Below are 13,295 nucleotides of genomic sequence, written 5' to 3' on the forward strand. Positions count from 1 at the left end.
TATCAGATCACCTTCACCGCCCGGCCGATGAACTGGATCGGCCCGGTAGGCTTGCCTATTGGCGAACCGGTGGATTTCTCCAGGGTCAGTTCGAACAGCTGATTGGGTTGCAGTGGCGGCAGTTTGTCTAACGGAACATGCAGGCTCTGACCCGGCTTGACCAGCCCGAGTGAGACCGGGCCTTGCCAGTCGTCACCCTTGGTCCAGAACTCCAGCGCCTTGTCGTTCGGAACCTCGAACACGCCAAGCGGAATAAGCTGGATTTCCTGCGAGTTGCTGGCTTGCACAACCCAGCCGGGAGCCTTGTCCTGCGGCCCGACCAATACCACGAGGTAGGACGGTTGCGCCGGCGCGCGGGTCAGCAACGTCATGCCCAGCACCAGCGACGCCGCTAATCCGGCACCCGCCAGCCCCCGCCAGACCGACAGGTTGTCCCACCAGCGCACTCGCTGTCTGTGCAGCGCTTTGGCGGGTGCTGCCAGTTCCAGCAAGTTACGTTCGATGCGATCCCACAGGCCGGGCGATGGCGTAACCGGTTCGGCCAACTCTGTCAGGGGCAGCAGGCGCTGCTCCCAAGCGTCGATGGCCGCCTGCAGATCAGGCTCGTGGGGCAGGCGACGCTCTACGTCGAGCCTTTCCTGTGCCGACAGGGTGCCGAGCACATACTCGCCCGCCAGGTCATGAATGTTGTCGTCTAAAGGCCGGTTCATCCCATGCACTCCCGCAAAGCCGTCAGGCTGCGCTTGATCCAGGCTTTGACCGTACCCAATGGCGCGCCGATCTTCTGCGCGATTTCCTGATGCGAATAGCCGTCTACGTAAGCGTGAAAGATACAGTTTCGGCGTACCGGCTCGAGTTGCTCCATGCATGAAGTCATCCGTCCTGGATTGACCCGCCAATCGAAAGCATCCCCGGTTTCCTGCCAGCCCTCCAGGGTTGCCTGTTCGTGATGATCGTCGCTGCCGTCATCCTCGACACGTACCTCGCGCGCCGTGTTGCGCAGCGTGTTCAGCGCAAGATGCCGGGTCACGCTGAATATCCAGCCACGCGCCGAACCGCGCGTCGCGTCGAAGCTGGCCGCGTGGCTCCAGATTTTCAGGAATGCGTCATGCACGATGTCTTCAGCCAGCGCCCGGTCACGCACCAGCCGCTGAGCGACGCCGAGCAGCCGCGCGCTTTCCTGTTGATAAAGACGCTGCAAGGCCTGCTTGTCACCGCGAGCGCAGGCCTGCAACGTTGCTTCGTAATCAAAGAGAGATTCGTGCGAGGACAAGATGATCCGCCATCGAAGGAAGACTACTGCCTCGCTGACATCACGAGGCTCCCGTGCAGCAGCATAGCCTACTGTTGCACGGTCACCTGATTAAGCGCATTGATCAGCTGGCGGTCCAGAACAGGTAATCGGCCTGATACTTGACCACTTCCTTCGCGCCCTTGTTGCTCTCTGCACAGGCTTTGGCCGGGGCTACGCCGCCTTTCAAGGCCACGCGCTGAATGTAAGTGACGCCCGTCATTGCGCCCTTGCCTTCACCCGGGTTGGCCTTGACCAGTTGGTACGGCAGGTTGCCTGCGCTCGACGGGGCCACAGCAACCTGAGTACCGGTCAGTTTCGAGCCGTCTTTGGCTTCCCAGGTGGCCGGTGGGCCGTAGTAGGTGCCGACCTGTTTGCCGCTCTTGTCATTGAGCACGGCCTTGGGACCGACGAATGCCCACTCCATCTCGTTGGGCATGTTGGCTTTGGCGCGGCACTCGTAAGTGATCTCGCCGACCCCGGTGGTGGTCATGCTGACTTTGTTGCCGGCCGGTACCCGGACGCTTTCGGGCAGGTCAGTCTGAGCCATGGCAATGGATGACAGGCAAGTGAAAGCCAGGGTGCTACCAGCAAGGCAGAGCAAGCGTTTTGCGTTCATGCAGAAATCTCCAGATTGTTTAACCGCGCTCAGCAACTCGAAGTGGCTGCTGAATGTACTACCCGCGAGAAACCCATCCGGATGCAGTGATTTGAAAATATTTTTTCAGTGCCGGCTGAAACGGCTGCGCAGCAGCAAAATACCGGCAATTGCCGCGAGGCCCGAGCCGATCAGCACACCGACTTTTACTTCATCGATCAGGTGCTGCGAACCAGGAAACGCCAGGTTGCCGATGAACAGGCTCATGGTAAAGCCGATGCCGCACAAAATAGCGACGCCGTACAACTGCACCCAGTTGCTGCCTTCCGGCAATGTCGCCAGCCCGGCACGAATCGCCAGCACTGCGGCAAGGAACACTCCGATCTGCTTGCCGACGAACAGGCCCAATGCGACACCCATAGGCACCGGGTCGATCAGGTTTGCCAGGGTGATGCCGGAAAGCGATACACCCGCATTGGCAAAGCCGAATATCGGCACCACAGCGAACGCCACCCAGTAATGCATTTTTTCTTCAAGAAACAGCAGCGGCGAGCGTGCTTCCTCCTCGGGCTTGCCCATCGGGATGCACAGCGCCAGCGCCACGCCGGCCAGCGTGGCGTGTACGCCCGATTGCAGGACGAAGAACCATAGCAGCGCGCCGAGCAGCAAATAGGGCAGCAGGCGGCGGACGTTCAGGCGGTTCAGCGCGATCAATACGGCGAGGGTTGCGAATGCGGCGGCCAGCATCGGCAGGTTCAGCCCCGAGCTGTAGAAAAACGCGATGATGGTCACAGCACCCAAGTCGTCGAGAATCGCCAGCGCGGCCAGAAAGACTTTCAGCGAGGTCGGCACCCGACTGCCCAGCAGCGACAGCACGCCGAGGGCGAAGGCGATGTCGGTGGCTGCTGGAATCGCCCAGCCGCTGAGGGTTTGCGGGTTGCCCCAGTTAATCGCGATGTAGATCAGCGCAGGCACCAGCATGCCGCCCGCCGCTGCAAAGCCGGGCAGGGCGCGTTGTCCCCAGGTTGCCAGGCCGCCGGCCAGCACTTCGCGTTTGATCTCCAGGCCGACCATCAGAAAAAAGATGGCCATCAGCCCGTCGTTGATCCACAGCTCCACCGACAGGCCCAGCCAGACACTGTGCAGAATCGAGAAATAGCTCGCTGAGAGAGGAGAGTTGGCGACGATAAGGGCGGCCAGCGCCGCCGCCATCAAGACGATGCCGCCTGCTGATTCGGAGGCGAGGAAACGGGTGAGGACGGCAACGCCTCTGGGCGTTTCCCGGTTGGAAACTTGAGTCATGGTCATCCTTGAGTGCAAGGCTATTTTTGTTATGAGGTGCCAGGAATGCGTCTACAGGCCCGTGGCGGTGAGTTCGATCAGGCAGCAACGACTGGCGCGAGGTGATTGCAGTTCGATTTCCAGCAAACCGCCAGAATTATCCACTTGAGCGCAATCAAGTTTACCGAGAATTTCCCACGGCTGGCCGTTCACGCTTATCGCTACTTGCTCGGCCATGCTGAACAGCACAAAGATGCCGGCTGAACTGAACAGCCGTTGCGGATGACGCACGTCTATCCAGTGCAGGCGTGCCGTGTAACGATGAGGAGCATAGATCAGATTGAAGTCGCGAATCGGCCCGTCCAGCAGTGTGCAACTGACTTCACTGTCGCCGCTGAACGCAAACGGGTCCGATGGCAGCAACGGGCGGCTGGTAACGCCGTCCACGTCCAGTGTCATGCCCGCGCCCTGCAAGACGGTAATGATGCGTTGATAACCGGCGAACACCGAGAAGCCGCCCGAGGTTTCAATATCGGCGATCGACAGCCGCCAGCCGAAACCGTCGAGGTCCTGGCCTGCATCGCGAGCGATTTCTTCAGTGCTGCCACCGCCGTTTTTCCACGGCATGCGCGGGTAGTCGACGGCACGCAGGAGGCGAGTCTGGCTCATTTGGTAAAGCGTCCTTCCAGGCGATGGCGGGAGCCGGGGTGGATCAGGCGCGCAGCGGTGACGGGCTGGCGGCCTGACCAGGTACGGCGACGAATCAGCAGGCAGGGCTCTCCGGCATCGATCTGCAACAACGTGCATTCATCGGCTTCGGCGAGGATCGCCTCGACCACATGCTCGCCTTCGGTGAGCGGTGCAACCTGCGACAGATAGGCATAAGGCGTCTGTAGGGTGAAGTCCTGCCTGAGGTAGTCCGGGGCGACCTGGGCGTTCACGAAGCGGTCTTCGATCTGCACCGGAATGTCGTTCTCGTAGTGCACGATCAGTGAATGGAACACCCGCTGGCCTTCGCGCATGTCCAGCGCCAGCGCGCGCTCGGAGCCTGCGGCTTCTTCCTTTAGCACCATGACCTTGCAGGTATGGCGATGGCCGCGCGCGGCGATCTCGTCCGCAATGTTATGCACTTCGAACAGCGCCGACTGGCTTTTGGGTTCGGCGACAAAAGTGCCAACACCCTGCATGCGCACCAGCAAACCTTCAACGGTCAGCTCACGCAGGGCGCGGTTGATGGTCATGCGGCTGAAACCCAGTTGCGTCACCAGCTCGCTTTCCGACGGTACGCGATGGTGCGGCGGCCAGGTGCCATTCTGGATCTGCAGGGCGATCATGTGTTTGACGCGGGCGTACAAGGGTGCGGGACTTTCGCCCATCTGGGCTGCCAGGGAAGAAGAGGCGGGCGGAGTCGACACGTGTGAGTCCTTGTTTTCAAAATGACGTTTTGACGATGATTCAGACGCCTGAGAGCGCCACGCTAACCATTAACCTGCTGCTCGGCAAGCGTGCCGAAGGTTTACCGGTCGCTTAAACGTCTGTATATGTATATACAAATTACAGTGATGAGGTGTGAAGTCAATGTCAGCCTTCTTTGCCGAGCGCGCGTTACTCCCCGACGGCTGGGCCAACAATGTGCGTCTGGAGGTCAGCCAGGAAGGCGTTTTGACCCGCATCGAGGCCAATGCGGATCGGCAGGGTGCCGAAATCGTCAGTGGCCCGTTGCTGCCTGGCATGCCGAACCTGCACTCTCATGCGTTTCAGCGGGCGATGGCCGGACTGGCGGAAGTGGCGGGCAACCCCAACGATAGTTTCTGGACCTGGCGCGACCTCATGTATCGCCTGGTAGGGCGCATCAGTCCGCAGCAACTGGGCGTTATCGCTCGCCAGCTGTACATCGAAATGCTCAAGGGCGGTTACACCTCGGTTGCCGAATTTCATTACGTGCATCAGGACCTGGATGGCAAACCCTATGCAGATCCTGCCGAACTGGCCGTGCAGATCAGTCAGGCAGCAAGTTCGGTCGGCATCGGCCTGACCCTGCTGCCGGTGCTTTACAGCCACTCGGGGTTTGGCGGGCAGGCACCCAACGAAGGGCAGCGGCGGTTTATCCACAGCACTGACAGCTATCTGGATTTGCAGGCTCGTCTACGCCCGCTTCTGGCGGCTCAGCCCACGCAGCAGTTGGGTCTGTGCTTCCACTCGCTGCGTGCGGTGACGCCACAGCAGATCAGTGAAGTACTGGCGGCCAGCGACCAGCAGTGCCCTGTGCATATCCATATTGCGGAACAGCAGAAGGAAGTCGATGACTGCCTGAACTGGAGCGGTCGGCGTCCGCTGCAATGGCTTTATGAAAATGCCCCTGTGGATAACCGCTGGTGCTTGGTGCATGCGACCCACGCCGAGGCAGATGAGGTGCAACTGATGGCGCAAAGTGGCGCGGTAGCCGGGTTATGCCTGACCACCGAGGCCAATCTGGGCGACGGTATCTTTCCGGCGGTGGACTACATTGCCCAGGGTGGCCGATGGGGAATTGGCTCGGACAGTCACGTTTCGCTCAGCGTGGTCGAGGAGTTGCGCTGGCTGGAGTACGGCCAGCGTCTACGCGATCAGCGTCGTAACCGGCTGTATCGCAGTGATCAGCCGATGGTGGGCCGCACTTTGTACGACGCCGCGCTCGCGGGTGGCGCGCAAGCGCTGGGGCAGCAGGTTGGTACGCTGCAAGTGGGGCAACGCGCCGACTGGCTGGTGCTGGATGGCAACGACCCGTACATCGCCACGGCTTCGGGCGACGCCATCCTCAACCGCTGGCTGTTCGCCGGCAGCGACCGACAGATTCGCGACGTAGCCGTGAATGGGCGCTGGGTCATACGCGAAGGGCGACATGCCGCAGAAGAGCAAAGCAGTCGAGCGTTTGCACAGGTGCTGAGGGAATTGCTGGGCTGATGCGAGGGAGGACGCGGAGCGTCCAGAACGGCATGCCCACGCGGAGCATGGGCACGATAGTGTTCTTGCGGACGATTGGCGTTCCTCACTTTCCAGCCACGACGCTTATCGTTCCTCGCGCTCCAGCGTGGGAATGCTGTGGGTGACGCTCGGCGTCACAAATCTGCGCCGCGCCGCCCATCGAAAATCGGACGCGGAGCATCCAGAAAGGCATGCGACTCAGAGCATGGGCACGATAGTGTTCTTGCGGACGCTTGGCGTTCCTCACTTTCCAGCCACGACGCTTATCGTTCCTCACGCTCCAGCGTGGGAATGCTGTGGGTGACGCTCGGCGTCACAAATCTGCGCCGCGCCGCCCATCGAAAATCGGACGCAGAGCGTCCAGAACGGCATGCCCACGCGGAGCATGGGCACGATAGTGTTCTTGCGGACGCTTGGCGTTCCTCACTTTCCAGTCACGACGCTTATCGTTCCTCACGCTCCAGCGTGGGAATGCAGTGGGTGACGCTCCGCGTCACAAATCTGCGCCGCGCCGCCCATCGAAAATAGGACGCAGAGCGTCCAGAAAGGCATGCGACGCAGAGCGTCGTACGATGATCAAGCGTGAGCATAATAAGTGGAGTCCGCTTACTTCTCGCCCTTGCCGATCTTCGAATCATCTTCGCGCCAGATCAGGCGGGAGGTGTCGTAGCCTTGCTGGCGAGCCTTGCTCAGCATGTTTTCCTTGACCGATGCAGACACTGTCGGCGTGCGCGACAGCAGCCACAGGTATTTGCGGTCCGGGTTGCCGACCACGGCGGTCCGGTAGCCTTCGCTGACGTCCAGAATCCAGTAGTCACCTTTGGCAACGCCCGGCAGCAGGCGTGAGAACCAGTTATCGAACACCACCCACAGCTTGTCGGTCTTGCCCGGCACTTGCGGCGAAGCGGTGCCTTTGGCTTCTTCCCACTTGCCCTCGATAGTGCGGCAGCGGTTGGTCACAGCAATGTTGCCGTCGTCCTTGAGCGCGTAAAGCGCCTCGGACTGGGCGCATTTGCGCTGGAAAAACATTGGCAGGCGGGCGATCTCGTACCAGGTGCCCTGATATTGCTTGAGGTCGACGCTGTCGACTGTCCTTGGCTCGAGGTTGTCAGCCGAGTGGGCAAAACCGATGGCCAGAAAGCTGGCCATGACAAAAATTCCGAAACGTACCAGTACCTTGATCATGTTTTATTTCAGACCCTGACCCGAGAACAGCACAACCTTGTCTGCCGCATACTGCACGCTGATAAAGGTGTTCTGGTCACCCCATGTGCAACTGGACATGCCCAGTGCGCCGGAGCATTCCGTCGGGCTGCCCAGCAAGGATTCGACCTGTGCCTTGGGCATGCCAGCTGAAATTTTCGAGTAGTTTTCCTGGGTGATCTTGCTGCAGGCAGCCAGAAATACGCAGAACGAGAGTAACGCGACAGTGCGCAATGACATGGGTGTAGCTCCTGAACGGAAGGGGGTCGCGTCGCAGTGCAAGCGGAGGCAGGCTGGCGCAGTACCGCAAGCTTAGAAGAGAAAAAGGGAATCTGGTTCCCGGACGGCGCAAGGATTTATGCCGTAGATCAGATGGTTGGCCCGCAGGCCTGTGCCGAACGCAGCATTGAATGTTCGTTTGCCTGTCGCCAGGTGGTGATTCAGACGGGCCGAATCACCACTGGCGCACAGCAAGCCTTCTTACTCTTTGTGATACGCAGTAGCGCGCTCGACTTCTTCTTTCGAACCCAGGTACACCGCTACGCGCTGGTGCAGGCCTTCCGGCTGAATGTCGAGAATGCGCTGATGACCGTCGGTGGATGCGCCGCCAGCCTGCTCGACCAGGAAGGACATCGGGTTGGCTTCATACATCAGACGCAGTTTGCCCGGCTTGGAAGGCTCGCGGCTGTCGCGCGGGTACATGAACAGACCGCCACGGGTGAGGATACGGTGCACGTCGGCCACCATCGCGGCGACCCAGCGCATGTTGTAGTTCTTTTTCAACGGGCCTTCTTCGCCGGCCAGCAACTCGTTCACGTAGCGCTGTACCGGGGCTTCCCAATGGCGCTGGTTGGACATGTTGATCGCGAATTCCTGGGTGGACTCCGGGATTTTGATGTCTTCGTGAGTGAGCACGAAGCTGCCCATTTCACGGTCCAGGGTGAAGCCTTTCACGCCATCGCCCAGGGTCAGGACCAGCATGGTTTGCGGACCGTAGATGGCGTAACCGGCGGCGACCTGTTCGGTGCCTGGCTGCAGGAAGGCCTTTTCATTCAGCGCTTCGTTCTGGCTGAGGTATTCGTTCGGGCAACGCAGTACCGAAAAGATGGTGCCGACCGGAGCGTTGATGTCGATGTTCGACGAGCCGTCCAGCGGGTCGAAAACCAGCAGGTACGCGCCCTTCGGGTATTTGCCCGGGATCTGGTAGGCGTTGTCCATTTCTTCGGACGCCATGCCGGCCAGGTGACCGCCCCATTCGTTGGCCTCGAGCAGGATCTCGTTGGAGATCACATCGAGCTTTTTCTGCACTTCGCCCTGAACGTTTTCGGTGCCCATGCTGCCAAGTACGCCGCCCAGCGCGCCTTTGGAAACGGCGTGGCTGATTTCCTTGCATGCGCGCGCCACAACTTCGATCAGGAAGCGCAGATCGGCAGGGGTGTTGTTGCTGCGAGTCTGCTCAATCAAGTAACGACTTAGTGTAACGCGGGACATGGATAGCTCCGAAAATAGGGGGTATGAAAACCCGCGCAGTTTAACGCGAGTGGCGACGTAATACTGCTATCAGACTGGCTTATGACTGTTTCAGTTCAGATGTCGGGCAAAGCGCACCCGACAGCCTGTGTGTTTCAGCGTTTTGATGCGCGCAGCGTGCTGAACGCCATCCAGCCCAGAAACAGTACCCCGAGCAGCAGAACGGCCCAAAGCCCGAGGCGTTTGAAGTCCATGCTCTGCGGCACCGCTATCGGCGCAGCTGCCATGTGGGCAACAGATGCCGTAGCGGGTTCCGCTGTCCCGAGCAAGGCCAGTTTTTCCGGACTCAAGTCGGGGATCAGGGTGGCCAGCGACAGGTTCGCCGCCTTGACGTTCGGGTTGCCGATGGCCAGCGTGAAGGGCCCTTCACCGCGTGCCAGGAATACGATTTCCGTGGCAGGCACGGCCACGCTCAACTGCGGCGCTTCACTGCCCAGCCCGCCGCCGCGATCATCCACCACCAGTTTTAGCTGTTGAACGATGCGCCCGGACAATTGCAGCTGGTCCTGCAAGACATCGCTGTTGTTCTGCGATAACCGGTACAACAGGCCACTGCTGATCGGCTGCCAGGGCTGTTTCGCGTCCATCCGACCGTAAAGCGTCGCCGGTGCGAGGCTGTTTGGCTGGGCAATATCGACCTTGACGCGCCCTACCGGCAAGCCGCTCGGCAGTTGCCAGACATATTCGTTGGGGCTTTCGACGACGCCCTTGACCGGTGGCGACCAGGTCAGCGGCGGGGTCGGGCTTTCAGTGCTGGCGCTGAGCAGGTGGGCGGAGATCAACAGGGGGGCGCTGTGCGGGGCGCGCCACAACAGACGCAGGTAGCGGGCGCTCTGGCCGGGCAGGCCGACTTCACGTTGCTCGATCACTTCGTCGGCAAATGACAGCCGGGCAACCTGCCCTTCGCCCCAGCTGCGCCAGTGCTGCAGGTCATCACTGGCTTCGATGCTGAAGTTCTGGAAACCTTCACGCTCGGTGCTCCAGTCGATCACCAGTTGCTCCAGTGGTGCCTTGATCGCGCTGGTGTCCAGCAACCAGCCGCGCAGCACTTCTTCGCCAGCCTCGATATCGCTTTGCGGCTGGACCTCGATCACGCTGCCGTTGCTTGAGCGCTCGATACGGATGACCGGCGCGGCATCGCCTGCTTCCTGCGTGCTGTAAAGGGCAAACCATTTGACCGGGATTGGCGTGGGTTCCTGCTCGCGTGCAGGCTGTCGCGGCGTGATCGAATAAGCCTGCGGCTGGCCTTCGGCATTGAACACGCGCACATCACCCAGGTCGCCCTGCCGGGCATTCAACTGGACGGCAAGCGGTAACTCGATGCGATACCAAGGCCCGTCGCCGCTAAGGCTCAGTGGGGTCTGGCTGGCAAAGTCCGTCGGTTTGTCCTGGGCGACGGCGGTTACCGCCGTGCACAAGGCCAGGCCAAGCACGGCGATCTTCATGGCGGGATGACTCAAGAACGTTTTCCTCATAGCGTATCCGGCGCGGCGGTCGGGCCTGGGCCGGGTTCTTCGCCGACCTCTCTGGCAGAGTGTTTCGGCGGCAATGGTGCGAAATATCCCACCACCAGTAGCAGAATGCCAACACCGATGAACGAGACGATTCGCTCCATGCCGCCACGGTTGCTCAGCTCGACGAAGAACAGCTTGATCACCACCACGCCGATCAATGCTGCGCCGCCCAGCCAGAGCTCGCGGTTGCTGCGCATATGACCGCCGATCATCAGGGCCAGTGCCATCAGCGTCCAGACTATCGATAACCCGGCCTGAACGCGCATCGACTCAAGCAGCGCCTCGGTGTGCCACGGCACTTGAGCCCAATGATGGGCCGTGCGCATGACCATTGCCGTGACGAGTGCAAACAGTGAAGCGCCTGCCACCAGCAAGGCAACATTGCGAGGGCGTGTGAGGTACTTGCGTATCCACAGGCATACCCCGGCCAGAGCCAGCAGCAGGCCGATTTCCAGCGGGTTGAGCAGCGGGATATAGGGCAGCGGTTCCGCCGCACCGTCGCTGAACGTGTTCGCCAGCCAGAACCACGCCAGCATCAATGCCGCCAGTGGTGCCGCGGCCCCGACATGGTAGGCCTCGGGGCAAGCCTTCACCGGCCATGGCCACTGACGCTCTGAGCTCATCGCCAGCAGGAACAGGCTGGGCAGAATCGCCCAGCCCAGCCAGCGCCAGGCGTTGTAAGACTCGGACAGCTGCAACAGGCCGAAACGCAATTCCAGTGCCAGTACGGCGATGATCAACAGGCAGCCTGTGGTGTGAGCGATACGTTGCGCGAGGATCGGCAGCGTGTCTGCCAGATAGTGCAAGGTCAGCAGATGCACGGCGAACACGGCTGCCCAGGCCAGCCAGCCCCAGTTCGCGGCCGGGTGGTAATGCTCACTCAGCGAGCCCAGTAACAGAAGGGCGCTGACTGGGGTGAGTACGCTGCACAATACGGCGAGGTCTGGCCAGTGCAAACGCAGGGCCAGCACTGCCCAGATAGCTACGCTGAGCGCAGCCGCGATCAACAGCAGTGGCGTCTGCACGCTGTTCGGTACGTACAGTTGCACGACGCTGATCAATGAAGCCGCCCACCAGATCGCGCCCCATATCGTCAGTACCGTTCTGGCGATTTTCTGATCGATGATCATCAGGGTGTTGAAGCGGAACACGCTCCAGGCGCTGATCAGGGCCGCGATGGCCAGAATCATCGGTGTCCAGTAGTCGCCAGCCCAGCTGGAATTGTCTGAATCACTGATCAGCATTGCGCTGGCACACACCTGCAACACCAGGCCGAAAACCTGTTCCAGCTTGCGGTGTTGGCGCAGGCCCAGCCAGAAAACCGCTGCGCCTTCCACGGCCCACGCGCATGTCGTCCATTGCGAACCGAGGCCCAACGGGATGGCCAAGGTGGCAAACACCACGCCCAGCGCCAGGCAGGTTTCCATCAACAAAACGGTTCGGCCGGTCGCACGTGCCGCCAGCCAGCGTGCGAGCCCCATGTAGATCAGGCCCAGCGCGAGCGCGCTGAACGCGGCACCGAACTCAAGGTGTTCGACCAGCGCGTATTGCAGGCCGAACCCGACGATTGGCGTGCCAAACAGCAGTGTGCCGTCGACGTAATCACCCTGACGTGCCGACCAGCGCAGCAGGGCTTCGCGACTGGCCCCTGGTGGCGCGTCAGTGAGTTCCAGCAGCTTGCGACGCGCATACAGCAGACCGATGGCCAGGTACATCACAAAGAACAGAATCAGAAAGGGCTCGGTGCTCCAGAACAGCTCTGGGATGTAAGCCCGTATGCCCCAGGCGAAACCGATGCCGAACGTGCCGAAGAAGCCGATCAGGTTGAGAATGCGCCAGGCCTTGAACCAGGCGATGGCAATGATGCCCGCGTTGAGCAGGGCAAAGTAACTGAACAGCGAGATATGGTTGCCTTGCCCGGTGGAAGCAAGCAGTGGTGCTGCGAATCCACCCAGCGCACCGGCGCAGGCCAGGGCCAGAGCATTCTGTGTCAGCGCCAGAATGGCCGAGAAAGCGGTGATTGCTACCAGCAGCACAAAGCCCGCTGCCGGATCGAGCAGGGTGTGCAATTTCATCGCCGCAAAGACGGTCAGGTACAGCACGCCTACGCCTGCGCCTTGCAACATCAGCGCGTAAGGACCGTTGCGCAAACGCAGCCACCAACCCAGACCGAGCAGGGCCAGCGCACTGGCTGCAACACCGGCGTAGCGCGCTTCAATTGGTACGACCATGCCTTCGGTGGCGTAGCGCAACAGAAAGGCCAGCCCGAGAAACAGCACCACTACGCCCACGCGCAGTACCGTATTGCCGCCCAGCAGCCAGTCTTTTGCGCGATTGATGGCGCTGTCCAGCGGATTGGGCTGAGCGGCCTTTGAAGGCTGGTGGATATCGGGAGCGGGTTCGACAGGCTTTGCTACCTGCGGCTCTTCGTCCGGCAAGTCCCAGATCAGCTCTGGGCCTTCAGTGGGTGTCTCGATAATGACCGCATCCACTGGGAGCGGTGCGGCGTCCTGCGCAGGTGGCACGCCGGGTGCGGACTGACGCTCGAGCGCGTTCAGGCGCTGTTGAACGGCGTCGAGGGATTGGCGGGTTGCGAGCAGTTGTTGCAGTTGGTCGGCAGATTGCCTGCCAAGCAGGCGCATGCGAATGCCTGCCCAGACGGCCCAGCCCATGACTGCGCCGATCAGCGCACCTGCCCACTCGTCATAGCTCAGCGCGTAGCCCAGCGCTGCACCGCCCACCACCAGACAAATCCAAAGCACGCGACGACATCCTTTTCGATGTGTGAAGGTTCATCGAGCGCAGTATATAGGGGCGGGCGGACATCGTTTGTAATGTTTTATGCCGGGGGCACCAGAGTCTCTGCAGGACTGAGACAGATCCTTGTGGCGCTTGTGGGAGTGAGCTTGCTCAC

General features: G+C 60.9%; 12 protein-coding genes. 1 reads left to right on the forward strand and 11 read right to left on the reverse strand.

Annotated elements, in window-relative coordinates; all coding sequences use genetic code 11:
- Positions 1-2 precede the first annotated feature (2 nt).
- The 6 genes from LJU29_RS01475 to hutC all read right to left on the reverse strand — a co-directional run bounded on the left by LJU29_RS01475 (position 3) and on the right by hutC (position 4,546).
- A complete protein-coding gene (locus LJU29_RS01475; RefSeq protein WP_005743144.1) occupies positions 3-710 on the reverse strand; it encodes an anti-sigma factor in 708 nt (235 codons plus the stop codon).
- On the reverse strand, positions 707-1,273 hold the full coding sequence (locus tag LJU29_RS01480; RefSeq protein WP_005752451.1) for a sigma-70 family RNA polymerase sigma factor: 567 nt from the start codon (positions 1,271-1,273) through the stop codon (positions 707-709). Before LJU29_RS01480 ends, LJU29_RS01475 begins: the two co-directional genes overlap by 4 nt.
- Before the next feature lie 103 nt (positions 1,274-1,376).
- Positions 1,377-1,910: a DUF3455 domain-containing protein gene (locus LJU29_RS01485; RefSeq protein ID WP_257111552.1), complete on the reverse strand. Its 534-nt coding sequence runs from the start codon at positions 1,908-1,910 to the stop codon at positions 1,377-1,379.
- A gap of 105 nt (positions 1,911-2,015) precedes the next feature.
- The gene (nhaA, locus tag LJU29_RS01490; RefSeq protein ID WP_122322997.1) at positions 2,016-3,191 is read right to left on the reverse strand and encodes a Na+/H+ antiporter NhaA; all 1,176 of its coding nucleotides are present in this window, start codon (positions 3,189-3,191) and stop codon (positions 2,016-2,018) included.
- A gap of 51 nt (positions 3,192-3,242) precedes the next feature.
- Positions 3,243-3,839 (reverse strand): HutD/Ves family protein, encoded by a 597-nt coding sequence (locus LJU29_RS01495; protein ID WP_005743140.1) that lies wholly within the window; start codon positions 3,837-3,839, stop codon positions 3,243-3,245.
- Positions 3,836-4,546, reverse strand: coding sequence for a histidine utilization transcriptional repressor HutC (gene hutC, locus LJU29_RS01500; protein ID WP_161796169.1), 711 nt, complete (start codon positions 4,544-4,546; stop codon positions 3,836-3,838). Before hutC ends, LJU29_RS01495 begins: the two co-directional genes overlap by 4 nt.
- 202 nt (positions 4,547-4,748) lie before the next feature.
- Between hutC and LJU29_RS01505 the strand changes: the two genes are divergently transcribed.
- Positions 4,749-6,113, forward strand: coding sequence for a formimidoylglutamate deiminase (locus LJU29_RS01505; protein ID WP_057454310.1), 1,365 nt, complete (start codon positions 4,749-4,751; stop codon positions 6,111-6,113).
- Positions 6,114-6,740: 627 nt separating this feature from the next.
- Here the strand turns inward: LJU29_RS01505 and LJU29_RS01510 are convergent.
- The 5 genes from LJU29_RS01510 to LJU29_RS01530 form a co-directional block, all read right to left on the reverse strand.
- Positions 6,741-7,319, reverse strand: a complete 579-nt coding sequence (locus LJU29_RS01510; RefSeq protein WP_002551615.1) for a lipocalin family protein — start codon at positions 7,317-7,319, stop codon at positions 6,741-6,743.
- Positions 7,320-7,322: 3 nt separating this feature from the next.
- On the reverse strand, positions 7,323-7,577 hold the full coding sequence (bamE, locus tag LJU29_RS01515) for an outer membrane protein assembly factor BamE domain-containing protein (RefSeq protein ID WP_002551616.1): 255 nt from the start codon (positions 7,575-7,577) through the stop codon (positions 7,323-7,325).
- A gap of 240 nt (positions 7,578-7,817) precedes the next feature.
- Positions 7,818-8,828 carry a class 1 fructose-bisphosphatase gene (locus LJU29_RS01520; protein WP_004666507.1) on the reverse strand — a complete coding sequence of 337 codons (1,011 nt, stop codon included), beginning with the start codon at positions 8,826-8,828 and terminating at the stop codon, positions 7,818-7,820.
- A gap of 134 nt (positions 8,829-8,962) precedes the next feature.
- Positions 8,963-10,312, reverse strand: coding sequence for a DUF3999 domain-containing protein (locus LJU29_RS01525; RefSeq protein WP_005752466.1), 1,350 nt, complete (start codon positions 10,310-10,312; stop codon positions 8,963-8,965).
- A 26-nt stretch (positions 10,313-10,338) separates the two neighbouring features.
- Complete coding sequence (locus LJU29_RS01530; protein ID WP_257111553.1) at positions 10,339-13,143, reverse strand: DUF2339 domain-containing protein; 2,805 nt, start codon at positions 13,141-13,143, stop codon at positions 10,339-10,341.
- Positions 13,144-13,295 lie beyond the last annotated feature (152 nt).

The sequence above is a fragment of the Pseudomonas ficuserectae genome (assembly GCF_024584585.1).
In the GTDB taxonomy this organism is placed as follows: Bacteria; Pseudomonadota; Gammaproteobacteria; order Pseudomonadales; family Pseudomonadaceae; genus Aquipseudomonas; species Aquipseudomonas amygdali.

Excerpts from the sequence above, each read along its gene's own strand:
- LJU29_RS01520 (WP_004666507.1), bottom strand. The coding sequence starts at position 8,828 with ATGTCCCGCGTTACACTAAGTCGTTACTTGATTGAGCAGACTCGCAGC.
- LJU29_RS01510 (WP_002551615.1), bottom strand. The coding sequence starts at position 7,319 with ATGATCAAGGTACTGGTACGTTTCGGAATTTTTGTCATGGCCAGCTTT.
- bamE (WP_002551616.1), bottom strand. The coding sequence starts at position 7,577 with ATGTCATTGCGCACTGTCGCGTTACTCTCGTTCTGCGTATTTCTGGCT.
- LJU29_RS01505 (WP_057454310.1), top strand. The coding sequence starts at position 4,749 with ATGTCAGCCTTCTTTGCCGAGCGCGCGTTACTCCCCGACGGCTGGGCC.
- nhaA (WP_122322997.1), bottom strand. The coding sequence starts at position 3,191 with ATGACTCAAGTTTCCAACCGGGAAACGCCCAGAGGCGTTGCCGTCCTC.
- LJU29_RS01485 (WP_257111552.1), bottom strand. The coding sequence starts at position 1,910 with ATGAACGCAAAACGCTTGCTCTGCCTTGCTGGTAGCACCCTGGCTTTC.
- LJU29_RS01525 (WP_005752466.1), bottom strand. The coding sequence starts at position 10,312 with ATGAAGATCGCCGTGCTTGGCCTGGCCTTGTGCACGGCGGTAACCGCC.
- LJU29_RS01495 (WP_005743140.1), bottom strand. The coding sequence starts at position 3,839 with ATGAGCCAGACTCGCCTCCTGCGTGCCGTCGACTACCCGCGCATGCCG.
- hutC (WP_161796169.1), bottom strand. The coding sequence starts at position 4,546 with ATGGGCGAAAGTCCCGCACCCTTGTACGCCCGCGTCAAACACATGATC.
- LJU29_RS01475 (WP_005743144.1), bottom strand. The coding sequence starts at position 710 with ATGAACCGGCCTTTAGACGACAACATTCATGACCTGGCGGGCGAGTAT.